The organism is Dietzia sp. 179-F 9C3 NHS (assembly GCF_045369825.1).
GTDB lineage: Bacteria > Actinomycetota > Actinomycetes > Mycobacteriales > Mycobacteriaceae > Dietzia.
Map to the genome: position 1 here is coordinate 1 of NZ_JBIQES010000018.1, position 22705 is coordinate 22705.

The following is a 22705-nucleotide window of genomic DNA, read 5'->3' on the forward strand; positions in this document are numbered from 1 at the left end:
TCACCACAGGCCCCACACCGCGATCGGGAAGCTCCCACCCATCAGCCGGATCTCAAACAACCTGGCTGGGCAGTACATCTAGGGCACCGCAGGTCGGGCCTACGGCGCCGTCGTCCCCACCGAGTACGCAGCCGCCGCGTCGCGCACGTCCATGACGTACTCGCGCGAGGCGTTGTAGGCCAACACCGCGCGCTGCCAGTTCTCGGCCTGGCTCAGGTCGCCACCGCGGTCGCACAGCAGGCGTGCGGCGGCCACGGCGGCGTCGTCGATCTGGTTGGGGTCCGCGCGGCCGTCGCCGCTGGCGTCGCGGCCGTACTTGCGCCAGGTCTCGGGGATGAACTGCAGGGGGCCGATGGCGCGGTCGTACTCGGTGTCACCGTCGAGCTCGCCGGCGTCCGTGTCGCGGATCTCGGCATATCCGGGCGAGCCGTCGAGGCGCGGGCCGATGATCGTGGGGCGCGCGACGCCGTCGCCCTCGAGCTGCGACCCGCGGAAGTTGCCGTGCCGGCTCTCCACCCGGCCGATCCCGGCGAGCGTGGTCCACGCGAGGTTGCACTCGGGGCGCGTCTGCCGCATCGTCTCGGCCGCGTTGCCGTAGGCGGCCAGCGCGGGCACCGGGATCCGCATGGGCTCGGCGATCCCCTCCGCCCACGGCCGCAGCTGGTCCGACGTGCGGCCGGGCGCGTCGATGTCCACCGTCGGCACCGGGGCGCCGGCGCCCGGTGGGATGCCGGGCGGGATCGGCACGGGTGGCTCGCGGGTGGGTCCGAAGCAGCCGGTGGCGACGACGGCGAGGGCCACACCCAGCCCCAGCGCGCGGACGCCGGCGGATGCGTGCGGACCTGTACGGGGTGGGCGTGGGGGGAGACGGGTCATCACCCGCCATCCTGCCCGACCGCCCCGGAGCCGAGTCGGGCGTACCCACCCGCGAGCGCCGCGAACTCGTCGAGCAGCGCCTCCCGCGGGATCGCCGGCCGGTCCAGCACCCAGCGCACGGCCACGTTCTCCACCGCCATGACGATCACCCACGCCCGCGCCGCGGGATCTCCCCGGCGCATGCCCGCGGCGGCCAGGTGAACCGAGAGCAGCTCGTGGATGCGCCGCTCGAGCGCGTGCTGCTGCGCCCGGTGCCGCACCGCGGGCAGCTCCTCCCACACGATCCGGAGCAGCCCGGCGTCGGCCTCGATCGCCGTGAGCAGGGCGTCCGCCACCCCGCGGACCGACGACGGATCGGTGACGTCCACCGGACCGGCCTCCGCCAGCGACGCCGCGACCTTGTCGGACACCTCTGCCGACCAGCGTTCCATCACCACCGTGACCAGCGCTGCCTTGTCGGGAAAGTACTGGTAGAGCGATCCCGGGCTGACCTCGGCCTCGTCGGCGACGCGGTTCGTGGTGAAGGACTCGTAGCCGTCGCGCACGAGCACGACGCGAGCCGCGGCGATGATCCGCTCGACCATCGCGCGGGATCTGGCCTGTTGAGGAACTCTGCGCACAAACGCGAATTGTATGCGAGTAAAGACTCGCGTCATAGTTCTGGGTATGACGAGCACCGCACCCACCGACACCACCGCCCGGCCCGCCGGTCCTCACAGCAGCCCCTACCCGACCCGCTTCCGCGAGGCCGAGGAACGCTCGCGCCGCATGGGGCGCACCCTCAAGTCCATCGCGCGCGTGGACGAGGTCGACGAGCAACTCATGGACCGCCTCGGCCGCGCCTACCTCGAGCGCGACGAGCTCGGCAACAGGCTGGCCGCCGCGATGCGCCTGCGCTCGGGCGAACCCGGTGCCGTGAGCCGCCGCCAGCTCGACGAGGCCCTGACCACCGGCACGGCCGGCCTTCCCGAGGACGCCGCGCCCGTCCTGCGCGAGTACATCGCGCGGCTCGAGGACACCCCGGACTGGGTCGACTGGGACCGGATCGCGCGCGGCCAGAAGGTGTACCTACGCTTCGGACAGAACGCCGCCGACATCCTGCTGCAGCTCTCGCTCATCGGCGGCTACCGCTTCGGCGGCCCCACCGACCTGCTCGTGGCCACCGGCGGACTGACCGGCAACACGACCCTGCGCCGCCTGGCCGAGACCAGCCACTGGACCATGTCGCTGTCGATCCCCGACGGGCTGCGCCCGGGCGGCGAGGCGTGGCGGTTGACCGGCCACGTGCGGGCGATGCACGCGGTGGTCAACCACGCCATGGAGCCTCGCTGGGACACGGGCCGCTGGGGCCTGCCGATCAACCAGAGCGACCTCGCCGCCACCCTGGGCCTGTTCGACGCCGTCGTCCTGCTGGGCGTGCGGACGCTCGGTGTGCCGGTGAGCCGGCAGGACTCGGCCGACGTCATGCACGTGTGGCGCTACGTCGGCTGGCTGCTCGGGGTCGACGACGACTTCCTCGTCGAGCGCGAGAGCGAACGCCACCGCATGAACTACCACATCCTCCTGGCGCAGGCCGGGTTGTCCGAGGCGGGCCCGCAGCTCACGCAGGCGCTGGTCGAGGCGCAGCGCACCCGGCATCGCAGCGGCCCGTTCCCCCGCCTGCGCGCCCGTGTCGGCCACGAGCGTCTACTGAGCATGCTCACCGTGCTGCTGGGCCGTGACTCGATGCGCGAGTTCGGCCTGCCGGTCCGGCCACCGTGGGCGCACGCCTACCTCGTCACGCTCAACGCGCTGCGCTACCGCACGCCGTTCGGCCGCGCCCGGCTCGAGGCCTGGGGCGAGCGGGTCCGCGATCGCGAGCGCAAGGAGACCTTCGGCGACGCCCGCCCCGACATCGGCCGTCCCGCCACGGCGTGACCACCACGAGGTTAATCCCCGACCAATGAGCCATTTCCGCCTAATCCGTCCCAGTTAGGCTTTTTGACCTAATGTCGGCGATGTGTGGCACGATCGCCTCATGTACGTCGTGACCATCGACCAGCGCCGCAGTCGCACCAGCGCCGACCGGGTGCCCGCCCTCCTCGACGCCCTGGACGAGATCCCGGTGGCGGCCGCGTTCGAGCGCACCGCCGGCGACGAGGTCCAGGGACTCCTGGACGACCCTGCCGCGGTGCGCTCGACGCTGCTCATCGCGCTGCGCGAGGGTGACTGGCACTGCGGGGTGGGCGCGGGAGATGTCGACGACGAGTCCTACTCCTCCGGAACCCGGGCCGGTCGCGGGGACGCCTATATCGCCGCCCGCTCCGCCGTCGACGCCGCCAAGAGGCTCCCCGGCTCCGTGGCGATACGCGTCCCTGACAATGCCCGGGCGCACGCCGAGCCCGCCACCGCCGCGGCGTGGGCCGCCGACTGCGAGGCGGTGTGGGCCCTGGTCGCGCTGCTCGTGCTCGGCCGGACCGAGGCGCAGTGGCGGGTCGTGGACGCCGTCGATCGCGCCCCCACCCAGGCCGCGGCCGCCGACGAACTGGGCATCACGCCCGCCTCCGTGACGGGCGCTCTACGGGCGTCGCGGATCCGCGACGAGCGGGCTGCCTACCCCGCTCTCGACCGACTCCTCGCAGGGGCACACGCGGCGGCCATTGGCTCAAGCGGGGAAGCCGACCGATGAGCGCCTGGCCCGACTGGATCGTCGTCGCGATCGTGGTGCTCGTCAGCCTCCTCGCCTCCGCCGGGCTCGGCTCACCGATCGCGTCGCTCATCCTGCGCTCCGCACGGGTACCCGAACCCCCGACCATCGAGATCAGCGGCGACTCCCGCCGGCCCGTGATGCGCCGACGCGACGACCCCGCCCCGCAGGTACGGGAGGTGCTCCGAGGCGGCATGTGGATCGGAGCCCTCGAACGCCTCGGCCTGACCGCCGCGATCCTCGCCGGACGCTTCGAGCTCGCCGCCGTGGTCGTGGCGATCAAGGCCCTCGGCCGCTATCCGGAGATCCGCGAGAACCCGGCGGTGAGCGAGCGGTTCATCATCGGCACCCTGGCCTCCCTGCTCGTCGCGGGAGCGTGCGGCGCGGCCGGTCTCGCGGTTCTGCGCGCACTGGGCTGAGCGGCGGCCATGCCCCTCCGGCGGCATCCAGAGGGCGTCGTCGGCGCTGCCTCAGCCGCGCGCGGCGCGGACCGCGTCCCGGGCGTCGCGGGCCGTGTCGCTGCTGAGCGCGATCCGTGCGAACTCGCGGCACTGCTTGAGCGTGACCCCGGCCAGCGCGGCGCCGACGTAGGGCAGGGCGGCGGTGGCCACCGACAGCGAGGTGACGCCGAGCCCCAGCAGGACGCAGGCGAGATCGGGATCGGCCGCCGCCTCGCCGCACACGCCCACCGGGACCGACCGACCGTCGGGGGAACGACCTGCGGCGTCGGCGACCGTGCCGATGATGCGCAGTACGGCGGGCTGCCAGGGGTCGGTGAGCGCGGCCAGATCCGAGGACATCCGGTCGGCGGCCATGACGTACTGGGTGAGGTCGTTGGTGCCCACGGAGAGGAAGTCGACGTGGGGCAGGAAGCGGTCCACGGCCACGGCGACGGACGGCACCTCGACCATGATCCCGGGTGTGAGACCCCGGCTGCGGCAGCGGTCGGCGAAGTCGCGGGCCTCGTCGACGGTGGCCACCATCGGCGCCATCACCCACGGTGAGGACTGCGCGCCGCCGACCTGCCGGCCGGCCGCCGCGAGGGCGTCGAGCTGGCGGTCGAGCAGCCCGCGGTCGAGCAGGTCCACGCGGATCCCGCGCACACCGAGGGCGGGGTTGTCCTCCTCGGTCATTCCGGCAAACGCGAGCGGCTTGTCCGAGCCGGCGTCGAGCGTCCGGGTGACGACGCGCGCGTCGGGAAAGGCGCCGAGCACTCGGGCGTAGAGCGCGACCTGCTCGTCGTGGGTCGGCTCGTCGGCCCTGTCGAGGAACGCCAGTTCGGTGCGGAACAGGCCGATCCCCCCGGCCGGGCCGGAGGCGGCCGCCTCCGCACCATCGCCGTCCTGGACGTTGGCGAGCAGGGAGACCTCGTGGCCGTCGGCGAGTGCTGCGGGTCCGGTCCAGGTCGCCGCCGCGGCGCGGTTGCGCCGGTCCGCCTCGGCCGCCGCCGCGGCCGGGCCCTCCTCGGGCTCGACCGTGACGGTGCCCGCGGCGGCGTCGACGAGCACGCGGGTGCCGTCGGCGACGGCGGACAGGCCGCCTGCGGCGACCATGCACGGGATGCCCAGCTGGCGGGCGATGATCGCGGTGTGGGAGGTGGGGCCGCCGTGCTCGCACACGATCGCCAGCACGAGGGCCGGGTCGAGGCCGGCGGTGTCGGCGGGGGCGAGGTCGTCGGCCAGGAGGATGCCGGGCTCGTCGAAGTCGGGGATCCCGGGCTCGGCCAGGCCGCGCAGTTCGGCGACCACCCGGGCGCAGAGATCGCGCAGATCGGTGATGCGCTCGGCCTGCCGGCCGCCGATCTTGGCGAACTTCGCGGCGAAGCTCTCCGTGGCCGCGACCGCCGCGGCCTCGACCGCCGCACCCTTCTTCAGCTGCTTGGTGACCTCCCTGGCCCAGCCGCGGTCGCGGGCGAGGACGGCGTTGGCGGTGAGCACCTCGGCGCTGACGCCGGTCGCCCAGGCGGCGCGCTGGTCGAGGCGGTCGGCGACGGTGGCGGCCGCGGCAGCGAAGCGCTCGCGGCCGCGCTCGACCTCCTGCTCGTCGGGTTCGGGGGTCCCGCCCGCCGGGGCCTCGGCCGGTGCGTCGTCAACAACCCCGGAGCCGGGCGTGAACGCCTCCTCGGGCCGGACCACCCATCGGGCGGGCCCGTGGGCGAGTCCGGCGACCACACCGGTGCCGCGGATGACCGCCCCGGCCTTCGACTGCTGCGTCATTGGGAGCTCCTTGGGACCGGGCGCCCGCGCCCGGCCGATCGACTGATTCTGTGACGAGGGTAACTAATAGTGCTTGACTTTCCAACCGTTTCGGGCAGAATCCAACACACTCGGTCAAAGGCGAAAGGCTCACCATGTACGGCAGCGAGCGACGACGGCGCATCACGGAGACCCTCGCCGCGTCCGGTCGGGTCACCGTGGCCGAGCTCGCCACCGACCTCGACGTGAGCGCCGAGACCATCCGCCGCGACCTGTCGGTCCTGGAATCAGAGGGGCACCTCGAACGTACGCACGGCGGCGCGGTGAGTGCGGCCCCGGGTGGTCGTGTGGAGCGGACCCTCGCCGCGCGCCGGTCCGAGAACGTCGAGGCCAAGAGCGCGATCGGCCGCGCCGCGCTGCGGCTCCTGCCCTCCGCCGGCGGGACCGTGCTGGTCGATGCCGGCTCCACCACCGAGGCCCTCGCGTCGGCGCTGCCCGCCGACCACGGGCTGACGGTCATCACCAACGCGGTCCCCGTCGCCGACGCCCTGCACCGCGCGGCGACCGACGACCTGCACGTGCTCGGCGGGGCGGTCCGCGGCCTCACCGGCGGGTGCGTGGGCGCGTCGGTACTTCGGGCGCTGGAGGAGATCCGCGTGGACGTGGCGTTGGTCGGCACCAACGGTCTCCACCCCGACCGCGGCCTCACCACCCAGGACCCGGACGAGGCGGCGGTGAAGAACGCCATGTGCGGCGCCGCGCGGCAGGTGGCGGTATTGGCCGACTCGAGCAAATTCGGCCACGAGTTCCTCGTCTCGTTCGCCGGTCTCGACCAGATCGACGTGCTGGTCACCGACTCACCCCCGTCCGGCCCGCTCGCCGCCGCGCTGGACACCCACGGAATCGAGGTCGTCCTGCCATGATCGTCACGCTCACCATGAACCCGTCGGTCGACCGCACCGCGCAGCTACCGGCACCGCTCGCCGTGGGCGGGGTCAACCGCATAGCGACTGTCGACGACTCCCCCGGCGGCAAGGGCGTCAACGTCGCACGTGTGGTGGCCGCCGGCGGGCTGGAGGCGCACGCGGTGTTCCCCGCGCCTCCCGAGGACCCGTTCGTGACGATGTGCACCGCGACCGGCGTGACGACCTCCGTGATGCCGACGACCGGGGCCGTGCGGATCAACCTCACCCTCGCCGACCCCGAGGGCATGACCACCAAGATCAACTCCCCCGGTCCCGAGCTCGACGCCACCACGTCCGACCGGGTCCGGTCCACGATCACCGACCTCGCCCGCGACGCGCGGTGGGTGGTGCTGAGCGGATCCCTGCCGCGCGGCGTGGAGGACGACTTCTACGCCGATCTGGTCACCGCCCTGCGTCCGGCCGGGGCGCGCCTCGCCGTCGACACCTCCGACGCACCCCTGGCAGCCCTCGCCGCGCGACTCCCGGACGCCGCGCCGGACCTGGTCAAACCCAACGGCGAGGAGCTCGGCCAGCTCGCCGGCGTCGACGGCGCGGAGCTGGAACGACGCGCCGTGGACGGGGACACCGGGCCCGTGGTCGCCGCCGCACGCACCCTGCGCGGCCGGGGTGTCGGCACGGTCCTGGTCACGCTGGGCGGTGCCGGAGCGGTGTTGGTCGACGACGACGAGACGTGGTTCGCGAACGCCCCCGCCGTGCAGGTCAGGTCCACGGTCGGGGCCGGCGACTCCGCGCTCGCCGGTTATCTGCTCGCCGAGGCCCGCGGGCTCCCGCCGCGGGACCGGCTCGCCTGGGCGGTCGGTCACGGCAGCGTGGCCGCCTCCCTTCCCGGCACCGGCCTGCCACTGGGCCTCGACCCCGCCACCTTCCGCGCCACGCTCAGGCGCCTCGACTGAGGTCCCCGTCCCCCGCCCACCTTCGCCTCGACACCCCTTCTCATAACGACACGGAGCACGACCATGAACCAGCCCATCATCGAGACCGCCACCGTGCGGCTCGACGCCGACCTCGGCGGCACCAAGCAGGAGGTGATCCGGGCGCTGGCCCGGACCCTCGTCGACGCCGGCCGCGCCGAGGACCACGACGCCCTCGTGCGCGACCTCCTCGCCCGAGAGGACAAGGCGGCCACCGGCATGAAGGGCGGGATCGCGATCCCGCACTGCAAGTCCGAGTCCGTGACCTCGCCGAGCCTCGCGTTCGCCCGACTCGACCCGCCCGTCGACTTCGGAGCCAAGGACGGACCCGCCGACCTCGTGCTGATGATCGGCGCCCCCGCCGGCGGCGGAAAGGAGCACCTCAAGCTGCTCGCCACACTCGCGCGGAACCTCGTGCGTGCCGAGTTCGTGGACTCCCTCCGCGCGGCCGCCACGGCCGAGGACGCGGTCGCGGCCATCGAGAAGGTGCTCGGCGCCCAGGAGCAGAAGGCCTCGTCGTCGTCCTCGTCGGCGCCCGCCCCCACGGCGTCCAGCGGTGACGCGGCGACCACAAGCGGCGGTGCGGCGACCGCAACCGACGGTGGCGGCGACGCGCCGCTGCGCCTGGTCGCGGTGACCGCGTGCCCCACCGGCATCGCCCACACCTACATGGCCGCCGACTCCCTGGCCCAGGCCGCGCAGGCCCGCGGCGTCGATCTGCAGGTCGAGACCCAGGGCTCGGCGGGCGCCACCCCCCTCGACCCGGGCGTGATCGAGGCGGCCGACGCGGTCGTGTTCGCCACCGACGTCGGCGTCCGCGACCGCGGCCGCTTCGCCGGCAAGCCCGTCGTCGAGTACGGCGTGAAGAAGGCCATCGACGCCCCCGACCGGGTCCTCGACGAGGCGCTGGCCGCCGCGCGCGACCCCCGCGCCCGGCGCGTGTCGGCCGACTCCGGTGACGGCTCGGGGACCGCCGCGTCGAGCGCGTCCGGCGCCGACGAACACTGGGCCCGCGGGCTGCAGCGCGCGGTGATGACCGGCGTGTCCTACATGATCCCGTTCGTCGCCGCCGGCGGCCTGCTGCTGGCGCTCGGATTCCTCTTCGCCGGCTACGACGTCGCGTTCGTGTGGCAGGAACTGTCCACCTCGTTCACGCTCACCGACCTACCCGGCGAGGTCTGGTATCTCGACGGCGAGATCGTCCCCGCCGGTACCGCCGGCGCCGAGGCCCTCACCCAGACCGGGCTACGCCTCTACATGGGCGCTGTGCTGTTCGCGATCGGGCAGGCCGCGATGGGTTTCATGATCGCCGTGCTGTCGGGGTACATCGCCTACGGCCTGGCCGACCGCCCCGGCATCGCCCCGGGCTTCGTCGGCGGTGCGCTGTCCGCGACCCTCGGTGCCGGCTTCATCGGCGCCCTGGTCACCGGCATCCTCGCCGGCTACCTCGTACGCTGGATGACCACCTGGAAGACCCCGCGCTGGCTGTCCGGCCTCATGCCCGTCGTGCTCATCCCGCTGATCGGCTCGCTGGCGATCGGCCTGCTCATGTTCCTGCTACTCGGTCGCCCACTGGCCGCGCTCACCGAGGCCATGGAGTCCTGGCTGGGCGGCATGACCGGCTCCTCGATGATCCTGCTCGGCGTGATCCTGGGCCTGATGATGTGCTTCGACCTCGGCGGGCCCGTCAACAAGGCCGCCTACACCTTCGCCACCGCCGGCCTGGTGGCCGACAACCCCGCGACGCTGCGGATCATGGCAGCGGTGATGGCCGCCGGCATGGTCCCGCCGCTGGCGATGGGTCTGGCCACCGTCGTGCGCAAGCGGCTGTTCAGCCCGGCCGAGCAGGAGAACGGCCGCGCCGCGTTCCTGCTGGGCGCGAGCTTCATCTCCGAGGGCGCCATCCCGTTCGCCGCCGCCGACCCGCTGCGCGTGATCCCGTCGATGATGGCCGGCGGCGCCGTGACCGGTGCCCTGATCATGGCGTTCTCCGTGGAGTCGTACGCGCCCCACGGCGGCCTGTTCGTGGTGTTCGCCATCAACCCGGTCTGGGGCTACCTCATCGCGATCCTCGCCGGGACCCTGGTGGCGTGCGCGGCCGTGGTGGCCGCCAAGTCCGCGCGCCGCACCCCGGCAGTCGCCCCGGTCGCCGCGACCGATCCGGTCGCGGCCTGACAGGCCACACTGAACGATGGCGGCAAGGCCCGACCCCGGCGCCCCGCCACCCACCCACCCCACAGGAGGAGACACCATGGCCAGCACCACTGTCATCGTCGGATCGGCCGAGGGCCTGCACGCCCGCCCGGCCGGCATCATCGCCGAAGCCGCCGAAAAGTACGACACGGACATCGAGATCACCTTCGACGGCGAGGAGGCCGACGCGGCCTCCGCGGTGCTCATCATGGCGCTCGGCGCGGAGAAGGGTGCCGAGGTCACGGTGAGCGGCGACGACGCCGACGCCGTCGCCGAGATCGCCGCCCTCATCGAGCAGGATCTCGACGCCGACTGAGTCCGCGTCGTGAGGAGGCGCTAGATGATCGGGGCGCCCTCCCTCTTGGCCTCCGCGGCCTCCTTGACGAAGCCCCGCACGATCACCGCCAGGGTGCCGGCCACCACGACGGGCCAGATGAGCACATAGATCGTCAGCACGATCGGTGACATGAGTAGTCGTCCTCCTTCTCAGACGCGAACGAGGTCGTCGTCGTCGTTGTCGTCGTCATGGCGCCGGCGACGGTCCCTACCGGCGGTGACCGCCTCGGACTCGTCGTCGACGTCGGCGGTCGCCGCCGCGTCGGACTCCGCCTCGAGGATCTCGGCGACCTCCTCGGTGTCGTAATCGGCGGTGTCCCGCGCGATCGTGGCGAAGTCGAAGTTCGTCGAGCTACGGAACGACATGCCGGCACACACCAGCGTGCTCACCGCGTACGCCACCAGCGAGGCGGTCAGCGTGTCGTAGTCACGCAGGAAGCCGAAGATGAACGGCGAACTGGCCAGCGCGGCGACCAAGCCGACGACGAACGCGGCCCGCAACCCGAAAAAGCCGAAGACCATCAGGCCCAGCACCACGCCCACACCGATCACGGCCAACGCCTCCGCCACGACCGGCAGCACGCCCGTGTCCGGGACGAGACCGAAGCGCGTTGGCAGGAACGCCGCCAGCGCCAGGATCACCGACACCGTGAACGCGGAGTTGGTGACCTTCTTCCAGTAGAAACTCGCGATCACCGGGAAGACCAGCGCGCCCCACAGCGCACCCACGAACACCAGCAGGTCGAGGATGTTGAACTTCATGTTGGCGAAGAACAGCGCCGTGACGGTTGCCAGGATCATCGTCACCCGGCCGATCGTGAGCATCGTGCGCGGGTTCGGGATCCGGCCCCGGCTGCGCATGCTCTGGCCGTAGACGTCCGTCATCGCGATCGAGGACATGGCCGCCAGATCCGAGTCCGCGGTCGATGACAGCGACCCGATGATCATGATGAAGAACACCGCGACCAGCACGCCCGGCAGGTACTCCGCCGCGACCTGCGGGAGCAGGTTGTTGGGGTCGCCCTCCATCGGTTGGATTCCCGCGTAGAGCCCCAGCACACCGATCATGCCGATGCCGATGATCGTCGCACCATAGCCGACCGTCGCGGTGATGAATGTCGGCTTGATGAGGTCCTCACGCACCGCGAACAGCCGCTGCGCGATGGTCTGGTTACCGATCGCGTACGCCAGCACCGCCGCGATGTACGGAGCACCCTGGTTGAGGAACGCCTCCGACGAGAAGAACGACTGCTGCTGCTGGGTGAGATTCTGCGCGCCGGTCTCGAAGAGCTCGGTGCCACCGAGGAAGAAGAACGTGGCCGGCACGATGACGACCACCGCGCCGAGCATCGCCAGTACCTGCGCGAAGTCCGTCAGCACAGAGGCGCGGAAGCCCGACCACAGCGTGTACAGCAGCACGCCGGCGGCGATGACGATCACGCCCTGGATGAAGCTGAACGGGCTCAGCATGGAGATCAGTGCGCCACCGGCGATGAAGTTCGACGTCAACGAGATGACGGAACCGAGGATGTTGGATCCCGCCAGCATGAGCTGGGAGGACCGGCCGTGGCGAGCGAACATGACCTCCGCGAGCGTGTGAGCCTGCGGGGCGACCTTCCGGATCCGGCGGCCGAACGGGTAGATGAACAGGATCATCAGCGCGCCCCAGAGCCCGTAGTGGATCGGGCCCGACACACCGTAGAGGTAGCCCGAGTTCACGGAGGCGTACATGGACGAGGCCCAGATCCACGTGGCCGTCATCGACGCGGCCGAGATACCGAAGCCGATGCGGTGGCCCGCCGTCATGTAGTTGTCGGCGTTCTCCTCCTTCCGTGCGATCCGTAGGGACATGAACATCGTCCCCCCGTAGAAAAGCAACAGGAGCAGTACGACAACCGTCGCACTCAGCGCATAAGAGCTGAGCAAACCCAAGCACACCCTTCTCTCTCAGCGATTCATCAGTAACCGATGACTATAGAGCTGTGTGCCACGTCACCGACCCGCAGGGTGAGGGCCCGGCGAGCCGTCCACCCGGCGCCGCAGGGGCTCCCCAGAACGAGACTCTGGGAATTCGCTCAATCGCGCACTCCCACCAGCCCCATCAACTACCTCAGCACCCCCGGCCCCTCGAAACCGGCCGCCAACAGCGCTCGCGACCCTGGAGTGAGCGAAACACGTGTCCCACCCTGCGCGAATCCGATCCGCCTCTCGGTCTCGCACACCCACAACACACGTTTCGCGCACCCCACAACGAGGCCCCCGGCTCGTGAGGACTGCACTGGTGACGCCGCCACCGTTTGATCGACACCACGCAGCGATTGGCGAACAGGATTCGCGCTCCCGTGCCGGATTCCCTGCGTGACGTTCATCGATCGCGGCCCGGCGATCGGCGCCGGCACGCCATCCGACGGGGCACCCCGCGACATGGGCGCCCGGCATGTGAGCGAGTGAGCGAAACCCCAGAGCGTCACAAACGGCAGCAGGACCCCGCCCCACCACAATCGGGACCCGCCCCACCGCGATCGGGATGAGAAAGGTCGGGTCAGTCCCAGGCGGCGCGCCAGGCGGCGGCGTCGGCAGCCACGCCGGAACCGAGGCCGGCGCCGGGCCCACCGAGACGGGCCTCGGCGGCGCGGACGCGGTCGGCGAAACGGCGCACGGCCTGGCGGTAGGCCACCTCGGCGGAACCGGTCTCGGACTCGTGGTAGGCGCCGATCGGATCCACGTGGACGGTACGCATTTCGGCGGGCACCAGGTCGTCGGGGATCCCGGCCGAGGCGGTGCGGGCCAGCACCTTCTGCCCCAGCGCCAGCGCCGGCATGTCCCAGGAGATGCCGTCCACGACCCCCCGCGGCGGGCGGCCGGCGCGCTCGGCGACCTTGGCCTCCTGCCAGAGCCGGTCCTGCTCGGCGGCGGACAGGCCGGCGGCACGTGGCCCGGCGGCACGTGGCCCGACGGCACGTGGCCCGGTGCCGTCGGAGGAGACCGCGCGGTCGGAGGAGGCCGCGTCGTCGCCGAACCAGTAGGGCGCGCGCCGGCGGAGCTTGTCGAGCATGGCCTGGGCGATGTCGTCGATGTCGAAGGGCGGCCCGGTGGGGTCGTCGGGGTCGCGTTCGGCGCCGATCGCCGCGTGGAACAGCACCTGCAGCAGCAGGTCGCCCAGCTCAGAGACGAGCTCGTCACGGTCGGCGTCGGCCACCGCATCGATGAGCTCCCACGTCTCCTCGACCAGGTACGGCAGGAGCGAGGAATGGGTCTGGGCGGACTCCCAGTCGCCGTGGCGGCGGATCCGGGCCATCAGCGCCACGGCCCGGGCCAGCGCGCCGGCGGCAGGGCGCGAAGGGTCGGCGGGGCGCGCAGGGCCGGCGCCGCTCACCGGGCACCCGCCGGAGCGGCCTCGGGCTGGATCACCGGTGCGGAGCCCTCGGGCTCGCCGGCCATGGCGGTGAGGAAGTCGGCGACGTACTGCAGGAGCTCGTCGTCGCGGGCCTTGCCGGCGTCGCCGGTGCCGGCACCGACCCGGGCGCCGGCGGACTTGGGCAGCGGCAGGAGCACGGTCTTCTGCGTGGCCCGGTACTGGGCGGCCGGATACATGCGCTTGAGCCGGATCTGCTGGGAGTCCAGCAGCTCGAGCGGCCCCACGCGCAGGAGCGAGCCGGCCAACACCACCTCCCGCACGCGGTACTTCTGGCACACCAGGCGCAGGCGCGCCACGGAGACCACGCGCCGCGCCTCGGGCGGCAGGGGCCCGTATCGGTCGAGCAGCTCCTCCACCACGGCGTCGATGTCGCCGGGCTCGCGGGCCTGCGAGAGCTTGCGGTAGGCCTCCAGGCGCAGGCGGTCGCCGTCCACGTAATCCACCGGCAGGTAGGCGTCCACGGGCAGCTCGATGCGGATCTCGCCGGACTCCTCCTCGACCTCGACCGGTTTGCCGTCGGCCACCGCGCGGTAGGCCTCGACGGCCTCGCCGACCAGACGGACGTAGAGGTCGAACCCGACCCCGGCGATGTGGCCGGACTGCTCGGCGCCCAACACGTTGCCGGCGCCGCGCAACTCCAGGTCCTTCATGGCCACCGCCATGCCGGCGCCGAGCTCGTTGTTCTGCGCGATCGTCGCGAGCCGGTCGTAGGCGGTCTCGGTGAGCGGCTTATCGGGGTCGTAGAGGAAATACGCGTAGCCGCGCTCTCGAGACCGGCCGACACGGCCGCGGAGCTGGTGCATCTGCGACAGACCCAGCTGGTCGGCGCGGTCGACGATCAGCGTGTTGGCGTTGGAGATGTCCAGGCCGGTCTCGACGATGGTCGTGCACACGAGCACGTCGTACTCGCGGTTCCAGAAGCCGCCCACGGTCTGCTCGAGCTGCTCCTCCCCCATCTGCCCGTGCGCCACCACGATCCGCGCCTCCGGCACGAGGTCACGCAGCCGGGTGGCCGTGGAGTCGATGGTCCGCACCCGGTTGTGCACGTAGAACACCTGCCCCTCGCGCAGCAGCTCGCGGCGGATGGCGGCGGCGACGTGCTTGTCCGAGTGCGCGCCCACGTAGGTGAGCACGGGCAGCCGCTCCTCGGGAGGGGTGAGGATCTGGCTCATCTCGCGGATCCCGGCCAGCGACATCTCCAGTGTGCGCGGGATGGGCGTGGCGGACATGGTGAGCACGTCCACGTGCGTGCGCAGCGAGGTGATGTGCTCCTTGTGCTCCACGCCGAAGCGCTGTTCCTCGTCCACGATCACCAGGCCGAGGTTCTTCCAGCGCACGCCCGTGGCGAGCAGGCGGTGGGTGCCGATCACGATGTCCACCGTCCCGTCGGCCATCCCCTCGAGGACCCGCTTGGCCTCGGCGTCGGAGGTGAACCGGGAGAGCCCCCGCACGGTCACGGGGAAGCCGGTCATGCGCTCCACGAAAGTGGCCAGGTGCTGCTGAGCCAGCAGCGTCGTCGGCACCAACACCGCCACCTGGGTGCCGTCCTGGACAGCCTTGAACGCGGCGCGCACGGCGACCTCGGTCTTGCCGTAGCCCACGTCGCCCACCACGACGCGGTCCATGGGGGCGGACTTCTCCATGTCGCTCTTGACCTCGTCGATCGCGGTGAGCTGGTCGACGGTCTCGGTGAACGGGAACGCGTCCTCCATCTCGCGCTGCCACGGGGTGTCGGGCCCGAAGGCGCGGCCGGGGGCGGACTGCCGCTTGGCGTACAGCTGCACCAGCTCGGTGGCGATCTCGCGGACCGCCTTGCGGGCCTTGCGCTTGGTGTTCTGCCAGTCGGCGCCGCCCATCTTGCTCAGCGCCGGCTGCTCGCCGCCCACGTACCTCGACAGCTGTCCCAGCGACTCCATGGGGACGTAGAGGCGGTCCCCGGCGGCGCCGCGCTTGCCGGGCGCGTACTCGATCACCAGGTACTCGCGCCGCGAGGAGCCGTCTCCGCCGCGCACCTGGCGCTCGACCATCTCCACGAATCTGCCGATGCCGTGCTGGTCGTGCACCACGTAGTCGCCGGCCTTGAGCGCGAGCGGGTCCACCTGGTTGCGGCGCTTGGCGTGGCGCGCCTTGGGTCGCGCGGTGGCGCCGAGCCGGTTACCGGTGAGGTCGGTCTCGGAGACGACGACGAGGCCGTCCGACTCCGCCGGCCCCTCGAGCGTGAAGCCGGCGTGCAACACCGCCTCGTACACGGCCACCACGCCGGGGCCGGGGGCGGTCCCGGACCCAGCCGCCGTGGCCGGCACCTCGGCCTCGGCCAGCCGCTCCAGCACACGGCCCACGGTGCCGTGGCCGGGCACGACGATCGCGGCCCGCCCGCCGGCGTTCACCAGCGCCCGCAGCCGGGTGAACATCGCCGCCATCTCGGCGTCCTTGCCGCGCGGGGCGGGCGGCTCGGCGGAGGGCACGTCCACCACGAGGCCGTCCTCGTCGTCGACGAGGAACCCCGGCGGGACGAGCTGCCACCAGGGCGTGCCCGCCTCGGCGCACTCCTGCCTGACGGCCGAGAAGGTGCGGTAGCCGGAGCCGGACAGGTCCAGGGTCTCGCTGTCCACGGGGGCGTCGCCACCCATCGTGGCGGCGGTCCACGAGGCCTCGAGGAACTCCCGGCCCGCCTGCGCCAGATCGGCGGCGCGGCGCCGGACCTTGTCCGGGTCGCACACCACGACGCGCGTGCCCTCGGGCATGAGCGCGGGCAGCAGCGCCATCTCCCCCGGCACCAGGACCGAGGTCAGGGCCTCCATGCCGTCGCGCGGGATGCCCTCGGCCAGCGAGTCGAGCAGCTCGGCGAGGGCGGGGTTTGCGCGGTGCTCGGCAGCCAGCTCGCGGGCGCGGGCGCGCACGTCGTGGTCGAGGAGCAGCTCGCGGCAGGGGTACAGGGTGGCCTCGGCCACCTCGCCGTCGGGCAGCGAACGCTGGTCCGCCACCGAGAACTCGCGGATCTCGGCCACCTCGTCGCCGTCGAACTCGATGCGCAGCGGATGGTCGGCGGTGGTCGGGAAGACGTCCACGATGCCGCCGCGCACCGCCACGTCGCCGCGGCGGGCCACCATGTCCTCGCGGGTGTAGGCGAACTCGGCCAGGCCGGCGAGCAGGTCGGCGGGGTCCAGCTCGGCCCCGCGCGCCACCCGGATCGGCTCCCGGCGGGCCGCCCCCGGCGAGATGGGCTGCACCACCGAGCGCGCGGCCGCCACCACGATCCGCGGCGCGTTCCCGGACACCACCGCGTTGAGCACGCGCAGCCGGCAACCGATCGTGTCCGCGGCCGGCGAGAGACGCTCGTGCGGCAGCGTCTCCCAGCTCGGGAACTGCGCCACCTCGTCGTCACACATCCCGGCCAACTCGTCGGCGAGCTCCTCCACCTCCCGCTCCGTGGCCGTCACCACCAGCAGCGGGGCGCGGGAGGCGAGCTCGGCCACGAGGAACGGCCGCAGCGGTTCCGCCGCGCGCACCACCGCGGCGTCCCGGTCCAACGCCTCGCGCACGGGCGCCAGCGCCGGCGACGCCGAGACCGTCCCGGCCAGTCCGGCGAGGGACGTCGCTGTGGTCTCGGCAGTGGTGGTCACGCGGGTTCCGCCTCCGGGGTCGTGGTGGGGTCGCGGCGCCGTGGCCGCCGACGGGGGCGGTCGGGCCGCCCCGGGGAGCACCAGTCTAGGGGCGCGCCCCCGCCGGTACGCTGTGCGCATGAGCGAGACCACAGCCACCCGGCACGACGCCGACCCCGACGGCCTGGACGCCCCCGCGGCGGAGCACCCCCGCGAGCCGCGGCCCTTCACCGACCGCGGCATCGGCGTGCTGGTCAGCGTGCTCTCCGCGATCGCGCTGGCGGCCTCGTTCCAGCTGGCCGTGGACAACATGCGGCTGCTCGAGAACCCGGACTACACCCCGGCGTGCAACTTCTCGCTGCTCATGAGCTGCAAGAGCGTGCTCAACGCCGAGCAGGGCTACGTCTTCGGCTTCCCCAACCCCTTCCTGGGGATGGTCGGGTTCGCGCTGCTGCTCGCGATCGGCGTCGGCGCCGCCTCGGGCGCCCGGTTCCCGCGCTGGTACTGGGTGGGCGCGCTGCTCGGGCTGACGTTCGGCGCCGGGATGGTGCACTGGTTCGCGTTCCAGTCGATCTTCGTGATCCAGGTGCTGTGCCCCTGGTGCATGGTCGTGTGGACCATGACCATCCCCATGTTCTGGTACACGCTGCTGCACGTGCTGGCCACGCTCACCGGCGCCCGCTGGGTGCGCGTGCTGCAGAACTGGCACCTCGTGCCCGTGGTGGTCTGGTACCTCGCCGTGGCCGGGATCATCCTGTGGGCGTTCTGGGACTTCTACTGGGCGGACTACTTCGCCGGCCTGTGACCATTCGATGACGCAGCTGCTACCCCCTCCGGGCGCGCGACGCCACCGGATGCGCGTGCGCCCCGGTTGTGCTCCCCTTGTTCGGCGGGATCCGAGCTGCCGGAGGGGAGAGACCATGCCGTTCATGGGGATCGACGTGGTGGTGCCGGCGCACAACGAGGAGGAGCTGCTCGGCGCGTGCCTCGACGCGCTCGAGGTATGCCTCGCCTCCGCACCCCTGCCGGCGACGCTCACCGTGGTCCTGGACGACTGCGCCGACCGCACCGAGGAGCTGGCCCGAGGCCGCGCCCGGCTCGTCCACGTGGACGGCCGCAACGTGGGCGCCGCCCGCGCCGCCGGGTTCGCCGACGCCCTGGGCCGCACCTCCGCGCCCGACCGGCGCTGGCTCGCCACCACCGACGCCGACTCCCGCGTCCCGCCCACCTGGCTCGCCGACCAGCTGCACCTCGCCCGGGCCGGCGCCGACGTGGTGGCCGGCCTCGTCGAGGTGGACGACTGGTCGGCCTGGGACCCCGCGACCCGCGCCGAGTACCTCAGCGGCTACAGCTCCACCGCCGGCCACCGCCACGTCCACGGCGCCAACCTCGCCCTGTCCTCGCGCGCCTACCGGACCGTGGGCGGCTTCGCCGCGGTCGCCCGAGACGAGGACGTGCATCTGGTCCGCAGCGCCGAGGCCGCCGGGCTCGTCGTCGCCTGGTCCGGCTCCACCCCCGTCGCCACCTCCGGTCGGCGCCTCGCGCGCACCCCGGATGGCTTTGCCGGCCACCTCGCCCGCACCGAGCGGGCGGCGCTGGGCACCGACCGGGCCGGGGTCTCGTGAGCAGCGCAGATCCGGGCCGCGACGCCCCCGCCGACCTGGCCCGTGACTGGGTGCGCTCCGGCCGCGCCGACCTTCCGCTGCCCGCCCGCGGCCGCACCCGCGAGCGCTGGGCCGCGCTCACCGCGATGTGCGCCGAGAACGTCTCCGCCGGCCGTCTGGCCGAGGCCCACGCCGACGCCGACGCGATCCTCCACGAGATCGAAGGCACCCGCGTGGGCGAGGGCGAGTTCTGGGGCGTGTGGGCCGCCGAGCCGCCGCGGCCCGTGCTCACCGCGCGGCGCTCCAGGGACGGCGACGGCGGCTGGGTGCTCGACGGGGTCAAGGCCTGGTGCTCGGGTTCGGGCGTGTGCTCGCACGCCCTCGTCACGGCCCGGGTCGACGACGAGCCGCGCCTCTTCGCCGTCCACCTCCGGTCCCCCGGCGTTCGCCCCCGCCCCGGTGGCTGGGCCGCCACCGGCATGGCCGGCACGGACACCACGGCCGTAGAGTTCCGCGACGTTCCCGCCCGCACCGTCGGCGAGCCGACCTCCTACCTCGAGCGGCCCGGATTCTGGCACGGCGGCATCGGCGTGGCCGCGTGCTGGCTCGGCGCCGGCGTCGCCGTCGCGCGCCCTCTGGTCGCCCGCGCGACGCGCCCCGACGTAGACGACCACGCCCTGGCCCACCTCGGCGCCGTGGACGCGGCGCTCGGCGGCGCGACGTGGGCGCTGGACGCGGCGGCCCGGGAGGTCGACGACGAGGGGCCCGACGCCGATCCGGTGCGCGCCCGCCACCGGGCCGTCCGGGCCCGCGCGATCGTGGAAGCGGCGGTCGACGAGACAGTCCGCCGGGTGGGCCGCGCCCTCGGCGCCGCGCCGCTGGCCATGGACCCCCGGCACACACAGGCCGTGGCCGACGCGACCGTCTACATCCGGCAGTTCCACGCCGAGCGCGATCTCGCCGGCCTCGGCGCCACCGCCCGCGAGTACGGCAGCTGGGCGCGGGGATGAGCGTCGACTTCGACGCCGCCGACCGGGGCACCCCGTCCGCGGACTGGGAGGCGTGGTTCGCCAGCCGGGAGCCCGACCCCCTTCTCGAGGTGCCCGGCGGGTGCCGCCGACTCGTGGTGGTGGCGCCGCACCCGGACGACGAGGTCCTCGGTGTGGGCGCCCTCGCCGCCCGGGCCGCCCGGGCCGGCGTCGAGGTGCAGGTGATCGCCGTGACCGACGGCGACGCCTCCCACCCCGACTCCCCCACCCACTCGGCGCAGCGGCTGACCGCGCGGCGCGTGGCCGAGAGCCGGCGCGCGTGCGCGGTGCTCGGCCTGCCCGAGCCGGTGCGGCTGGGGCTTCCCGACGGCCGGGTCGCCGACGACGAGGTGCCCCTCGCCTTTGCCCTGACCGAGATGCTGGGCGCGGCCGACCCCGCGACGTGGGTGGTGGCCACCTGGCGCGGCGACGGCCACCCCGACCACGAGGCCTGTGGCCGCGCCGCCGCCACCGCGTGCGCCGCCTCGGGGGCCCGCCTGGTCGAGTACCCGGTGTGGGCCTGGCACTGGGCCGCGCCGGGGGACCCGCGTGTGCCGTGGCAGCGGCGCCGGCGGATCGCCCTGGACCGCGCCGAGCTCGTGGCCAAGCGCGAGGCCGTGGCGGAGTTCGCCACGCAGATCGCGCCGCTGTCCGAGCTGCCGGGCGACGAGGTGATCCTGCCGGCGTGGGTCGTGGAGCGGCTCGTGTCCGACGAGGAGACGGTGTTCGTGTGAGCGGGGTGGGCGCGTGAACGCTACCGGCACCCCCGGCGAGTACTTCGAGCGGATGTACGCCGGGTCAGCGGATCCGTGGGGCTTCGAGACGTCCTGGTACGAGCTCCGCAAGTACGGCCTGCTCGTGGCGGCGCTGCCCGAGGAGCGGTACCGGGTGTGCTTTGAGCCCGCCTGCTCGATCGGCGTGCTCACGCAGATGCTCGCGGCACGCTGCGACGAGGTGCACGCCGTGGAGCTCGTCGACGCCGCCGCCGGGCGGGCGCGCGAGCGGATGGCGCGGGCCGGGCTGGACCACGTGCACGTGCGAACCGCCGACGCGCTGGAGCCGTGGCCGCGCGAGACCTGCGACCTGCTCGTGCTCTCGGAATTCCTCTACTACACCGCGGCCGCGGGCCTCGACGAGCGGGTGACGCGGCTGCTCGATTTGGCCGCCCCCGGCGCGACCGTCGTGGCCTGCCACTGGCTGGGGCGCTCCGCCGACCACGCCTGCACCGGCGAGGAGGTGCACGCCGTGCTCGGGCGTCGGCCCGAACTCACGCGGCTGGTGCACCACCGCGAGGCCGGGGACCTCCAGGCCGGGTTCCTGCTCGAGGTGTTCCGCCTCGACGGCGTGTGAGCCGCCGGGCAGCTCAGCGAGCGGCGCCGGACTCGAGGACGTCCGCCAGGTGCAACACGGCGGTGGCGTGGAGGGCGAAGAGCTCGTCCACGTCGTCGTCCCCGGCCGCCGCGGCGAGCAGGATCCCCTCGCCGCCGGCCAGAGCGTAGGTGACGAGGCGACGGGCATCGGCAACGCTCATCATGGACCGTTCGTCGAGAAGCTCGCCGACGAACCTGTCGAGCGCCTCGTGGCGCAGCCTCAGGTAGAGGCGCCGCGCCTCGAGCTCGTCCGACCGGCGTTCGAGCGCCAGCATGAGACCCAGGCGCAGGAAGTCGGGCGACTCGCGGAAGGCCCGGGCCACCGACTCGCTCAGCGCGCGCACCTTCTCGGCCGCCGTCGCTCCGATCGCCAGCGATACCCGGCCCAGCCACAACTCGAAGCTCGCCTCGACCACCGCAGCGAGTAAGGCGTCCTTGTCTGCGAAATGCCAGTAGATCGAGCTCGCCGGCAGTCCGCTCTCCTTGCTCACCCGAGCGATCGTCGCGCCGTCATACCCCCGCTCACCGGCCACTCTGGCTGCGGCCTCGAGAATCTTCTGCCGCGACTCCCTGCCCCTGGCGCGCGTGCGGCGACGAGCGGGCGGCGTGGCCGCCGCGGAGGGGGGCACCGCGGAGTCTCCCGCATTCTCATCTGACGTCATCGTCCCTCCCGTCGTCGGCCCTGCCCCACCAGAGTTTCGCGTCACATTTTGCTTCTGAGTATTGGTGGCTTGGCAGCGGCAGAGTTACTGTAGTGCTCACTCCATTATGTAGTGGATACTACAGGAAAGGGTCGGTGAGATACCGACCCGGACAGAGAGGCATCGACGATGATCACGTTCCTCACCCGCAACTGGTGGATCCAGACGATCCGCGGGATCCTCGCCCTGACGTTCGGCATCACCGCCCTGGTCGCACCTAGCACGTCCGTGGCCGTGGCCGCCCTGCTCGTGGCCGCCTTCGCCGTGGCCGACGGCGCCATGACCCTCACCTCCGGGCTGGCCCAGCATCGGGAACTCCGCGGCTGGACCGCGGCCTCCGCCCTCGGCGCCGTCTGCATCGGCATCGGGCTGATGGTCGCCTTCTGGCCCGCCATCACACCCACGGTGCTCACGATGCTCTTCGCGGCCTGGTGCGTGGCGTCCGGCGCGCTGCTCGTCGTGGGGGCCTCCCACCTACGCCCGGCCATCACCAATACATGGATCATGGCGACTGTCGGCGTAGTCACCGCCGCCACCGGTATCGTGCTCGCGGTGGCCGGCCCCACCACCGTCGACGGCTTCCTGACCTTCGCCGGAGGATTCGGCATGGTGGTGGGAGCGGCCCTGCTGCTCGTCTCCGTGCGGCTGCGCCGCGACTCCGAGGTCCTGATCGCCTCTGCCGAGGCCGTCGTGGCGACGGATCCCCACGGCCCCGCCGCCGGCGGTCACCACCGCGAACCCGCTCTTCAGAGCTGAGCGGAGAGACTGAGCGTCGGGGCGAGCGGCCAGACCGAGCCGC

Annotated in this window: 21 protein-coding genes; 13 read left to right on the forward strand and 8 right to left on the reverse strand. The window is 72.9% G+C overall.

The features are described from left to right. Positions 1 to 99: 99 nt before the first annotated feature. Both ACH0BZ_RS15205 and ACH0BZ_RS15210 read right to left on the reverse strand, forming a co-directional pair. Positions 100 to 876, reverse strand: coding sequence for a lytic transglycosylase domain-containing protein (locus ACH0BZ_RS15205; RefSeq protein ID WP_406899523.1), 777 nt, complete (start codon positions 874 to 876; stop codon positions 100 to 102). Further along, on the reverse strand, positions 876 to 1496 hold the full coding sequence (locus ACH0BZ_RS15210; protein WP_406899525.1) for a TetR/AcrR family transcriptional regulator: 621 nt from the start codon (positions 1494 to 1496) through the stop codon (positions 876 to 878). The genes ACH0BZ_RS15205 and ACH0BZ_RS15210 overlap by 1 nt, the downstream gene beginning before the upstream one ends. Positions 1497 to 1542: 46 nt before the next feature. Here ACH0BZ_RS15210 and ACH0BZ_RS15215 point away from each other — a divergent pair, with 46 nt between their 5' ends. From ACH0BZ_RS15215 to ACH0BZ_RS15225, 3 genes are all read left to right on the forward strand, one after another. Beyond that, positions 1543 to 2793 carry an oxygenase MpaB family protein gene (locus ACH0BZ_RS15215; RefSeq protein WP_406899526.1) on the forward strand — a complete coding sequence of 417 codons (1251 nt, stop codon included), beginning with the start codon at positions 1543 to 1545 and terminating at the stop codon, positions 2791 to 2793. Between the two features lie 100 nt (positions 2794 to 2893). Next, complete coding sequence (locus tag ACH0BZ_RS15220) at positions 2894 to 3544, forward strand: hypothetical protein (RefSeq protein WP_406899528.1); 651 nt, start codon at positions 2894 to 2896, stop codon at positions 3542 to 3544. Continuing rightward, positions 3541 to 3981, forward strand: coding sequence for a hypothetical protein (locus ACH0BZ_RS15225; RefSeq protein WP_406899529.1), 441 nt, complete (start codon positions 3541 to 3543; stop codon positions 3979 to 3981). The genes ACH0BZ_RS15220 and ACH0BZ_RS15225 overlap by 4 nt, the downstream gene beginning before the upstream one ends. A gap of 51 nt (positions 3982 to 4032) precedes the next feature. On the opposite strand, the gene ACH0BZ_RS15230 is transcribed toward ACH0BZ_RS15225, so the two are convergent. Then, complete coding sequence (locus ACH0BZ_RS15230) at positions 4033 to 5778, reverse strand: phosphoenolpyruvate--protein phosphotransferase (RefSeq protein ID WP_406899530.1); 1746 nt, start codon at positions 5776 to 5778, stop codon at positions 4033 to 4035. Positions 5779 to 5912: 134 nt separating this feature from the next. Here ACH0BZ_RS15230 and ACH0BZ_RS15235 point away from each other — a divergent pair, with 134 nt between their 5' ends. The 4 genes from ACH0BZ_RS15235 to ACH0BZ_RS15250 all read left to right on the forward strand — a co-directional run bounded on the left by ACH0BZ_RS15235 (position 5913) and on the right by ACH0BZ_RS15250 (position 10163). Beyond that, a complete protein-coding gene (locus tag ACH0BZ_RS15235; protein ID WP_406899531.1) occupies positions 5913 to 6680 on the forward strand; it encodes a DeoR/GlpR family DNA-binding transcription regulator in 768 nt (255 codons plus the stop codon). Beyond that, positions 6677 to 7636 (forward strand): 1-phosphofructokinase family hexose kinase, encoded by a 960-nt coding sequence (locus ACH0BZ_RS15240; protein ID WP_406899532.1) that lies wholly within the window; start codon positions 6677 to 6679, stop codon positions 7634 to 7636. The genes ACH0BZ_RS15235 and ACH0BZ_RS15240 overlap by 4 nt, the downstream gene beginning before the upstream one ends. 63 nt (positions 7637 to 7699) lie before the next feature. Next, on the forward strand, positions 7700 to 9829 hold the full coding sequence (locus ACH0BZ_RS15245; protein ID WP_406899533.1) for a fructose-specific PTS transporter subunit EIIC: 2130 nt from the start codon (positions 7700 to 7702) through the stop codon (positions 9827 to 9829). 76 nt (positions 9830 to 9905) lie between these two features. Further along, positions 9906 to 10163, forward strand: a complete 258-nt coding sequence (locus ACH0BZ_RS15250) for an HPr family phosphocarrier protein (protein ID WP_406899535.1) — start codon at positions 9906 to 9908, stop codon at positions 10161 to 10163. Between the two features lie 20 nt (positions 10164 to 10183). Here ACH0BZ_RS15250 and ACH0BZ_RS15255 read toward each other — a convergent pair whose 3' ends face one another. The 4 genes from ACH0BZ_RS15255 to mfd all read right to left on the reverse strand — a co-directional run bounded on the left by ACH0BZ_RS15255 (position 10184) and on the right by mfd (position 17224). Next, entirely contained in the window at positions 10184 to 10315 is a 132-nt protein-coding gene (locus ACH0BZ_RS15255) for a putative transporter small subunit (RefSeq protein WP_406899536.1), read from the reverse strand. Positions 10316 to 10333: 18 nt separating this feature from the next. Continuing rightward, positions 10334 to 12034 (reverse strand): sodium:solute symporter family protein, encoded by a 1701-nt coding sequence (locus ACH0BZ_RS15260; RefSeq protein WP_406899538.1) that lies wholly within the window; start codon positions 12032 to 12034, stop codon positions 10334 to 10336. Positions 12035 to 12725: 691 nt separating this feature from the next. Next, the gene (locus ACH0BZ_RS15265; protein WP_406899540.1) at positions 12726 to 13559 is read right to left on the reverse strand and encodes a MazG nucleotide pyrophosphohydrolase domain-containing protein; all 834 of its coding nucleotides are present in this window, start codon (positions 13557 to 13559) and stop codon (positions 12726 to 12728) included. Next, a complete protein-coding gene (gene mfd, locus ACH0BZ_RS15270) occupies positions 13556 to 17224 on the reverse strand; it encodes a transcription-repair coupling factor (RefSeq protein WP_406899541.1) in 3669 nt (1222 codons plus the stop codon). The genes ACH0BZ_RS15265 and mfd overlap by 4 nt, the downstream gene beginning before the upstream one ends. Before the next feature lie 118 nt (positions 17225 to 17342). Here mfd and ACH0BZ_RS15275 point away from each other — a divergent pair, with 118 nt between their 5' ends. The 5 genes from ACH0BZ_RS15275 (at position 17343) to ACH0BZ_RS15295 (ending at position 21185) form a co-directional block, all read left to right on the forward strand. Next, the gene (locus tag ACH0BZ_RS15275) at positions 17343 to 18008 is read left to right on the forward strand and encodes a vitamin K epoxide reductase family protein (protein WP_406899543.1); all 666 of its coding nucleotides are present in this window, start codon (positions 17343 to 17345) and stop codon (positions 18006 to 18008) included. Between the two features lie 115 nt (positions 18009 to 18123). Next, complete coding sequence (locus ACH0BZ_RS15280; RefSeq protein ID WP_406899544.1) at positions 18124 to 18828, forward strand: glycosyltransferase; 705 nt, start codon at positions 18124 to 18126, stop codon at positions 18826 to 18828. After that, the gene (locus ACH0BZ_RS15285; protein ID WP_406899545.1) at positions 18825 to 19817 is read left to right on the forward strand and encodes an acyl-CoA dehydrogenase family protein; all 993 of its coding nucleotides are present in this window, start codon (positions 18825 to 18827) and stop codon (positions 19815 to 19817) included. The genes ACH0BZ_RS15280 and ACH0BZ_RS15285 overlap by 4 nt, the downstream gene beginning before the upstream one ends. After that, a complete protein-coding gene (locus ACH0BZ_RS15290; protein ID WP_406899548.1) occupies positions 19814 to 20569 on the forward strand; it encodes a PIG-L deacetylase family protein in 756 nt (251 codons plus the stop codon). Before ACH0BZ_RS15285 ends, ACH0BZ_RS15290 begins: the two co-directional genes overlap by 4 nt. Before the next feature lie 13 nt (positions 20570 to 20582). Continuing rightward, positions 20583 to 21185, forward strand: coding sequence for a class I SAM-dependent methyltransferase (locus ACH0BZ_RS15295; protein WP_406899550.1), 603 nt, complete (start codon positions 20583 to 20585; stop codon positions 21183 to 21185). Positions 21186 to 21198: 13 nt separating this feature from the next. Here the strand turns inward: ACH0BZ_RS15295 and ACH0BZ_RS15300 are convergent, their stop codons facing one another. Next, a complete protein-coding gene (locus ACH0BZ_RS15300) occupies positions 21199 to 21834 on the reverse strand; it encodes a TetR family transcriptional regulator (protein ID WP_406899551.1) in 636 nt (211 codons plus the stop codon). 201 nt (positions 21835 to 22035) lie between these two features. Between ACH0BZ_RS15300 and ACH0BZ_RS15305 the strand changes: the two genes are divergently transcribed. Further along, positions 22036 to 22662, forward strand: a complete 627-nt coding sequence (locus ACH0BZ_RS15305; protein WP_406899552.1) for an HdeD family acid-resistance protein — start codon at positions 22036 to 22038, stop codon at positions 22660 to 22662. The last annotated feature ends 43 nt before the right edge of the window (positions 22663 to 22705 follow it).